This is a genomic window from Marinimicrobium sp. LS-A18, assembly GCF_000463525.1.
GTDB lineage: Bacteria > Pseudomonadota > Gammaproteobacteria > Pseudomonadales > Cellvibrionaceae > Marinimicrobium > Marinimicrobium koreense.
Genome location: NZ_AWEP01000013.1, coordinates 1 through 1,215 on the forward strand (window position 1 = coordinate 1; position 1,215 = coordinate 1,215).

Genomic DNA, 1,215 nt, shown 5'->3' on the forward strand with positions numbered 1-1,215 from the left:
CGCTTACTCGATGATCTTAGCGACCACGCCAGCGCCTACAGTACGGCCGCCTTCACGAACCGCAAAGCGCAGACCTTCTTCCATCGCTACCGGGTGAATCAGAGTCACGCTCATCTTCACGTTGTCGCCCGGCATAACCATCTCAACGCCTTCCGGCAGCTCACAAGCGCCAGTCACGTCAGTGGTACGGAAGTAGAACTGCGGACGATAGCCCTTGAAGAACGGAGTGTGACGGCCGCCTTCGTCTTTGGACAGTACGTACACTTCGCCTTCGAACTTGGCGTGCGGGGTCACTGAACCCGGCTTGGCCAGAACCTGACCACGCTCAACTTCGTCACGCTTGGTACCACGCAGCAGAACACCAACGTTCTCACCGGCACGACCTTCGTCCAGCATCTTGCGGAACATCTCAACACCGGTACATACGGTCTTGGTGGTGTCCTTCAGGCCGACGATTTCCAGCTCCTCGCCTACCTTCACGATGCCACGCTCTACACGACCGGTTACTACGGTACCGCGACCAGAGATGGAGAATACGTCTTCTACCGGCATCAGGAACGGCTGATCGATGGCACGCTCGGGCTCCGGAATGTACTCGTCCAGGGTCTCAACCAGCTTTTTCACAGCGGTAGTACCCAGCTCGTGCTCGTCTTCACCGTTCAGAGCCATCAGGGCAGAACCGGCGATGATCGGCGTGTCGTCACCCGGGAAGTCGTAGTCGGACAGCAGCTCACGCAGCTCCATCTCGACCAGCTCCAGCATTTCGTTGTATTCCTCAGTGCCTACGCCGCCGCAATCTTCAGCCAGCAGGTCGGCCTTGTTCAGGAATACCACAATGAAAGGTACACCAACCTGACGGGACAGCAGGATGTGCTCGCGAGTCTGGGGCATCGGGCCGTCAGTGGCACCACACACCAGGATCGCACCGTCCATCTGAGCCGCGCCGGTGATCATGTTCTTCACATAGTCGGCGTGGCCCGGGCAGTCTACGTGCGCGTAGTGACGGGTCGGTGAATCGTACTCTACGTGAGAGGTCGCAATGGTGATACCACGCTCACGCTCTTCCGGTGCATTGTCGATACCGTCAAAGGCCATGGCAGAACCACTGCCCCAGACTTCGAAGCACACGCGGGTCAGAGCCGCGGTCAGCGTGGTTTTACCGTGGTCAACGTGACCGATGGTGCCCACATTGACGTGGGGCTTACTGCGTTCAAA

1 protein-coding gene is annotated in these 1,215 nt (G+C 58.6%); it reads right to left on the minus strand.

Annotation, left to right across the window (positions count from 1 at the left end; genetic code table 11):
• Positions 1-3 precede the first annotated feature (3 nt).
• Positions 4-1,215, minus strand: a 1,212-nt coding sequence (tuf, locus tag N645_RS0116380) for an elongation factor Tu (RefSeq protein WP_024462587.1), incomplete at its 5' end; no start/stop codon positions are given.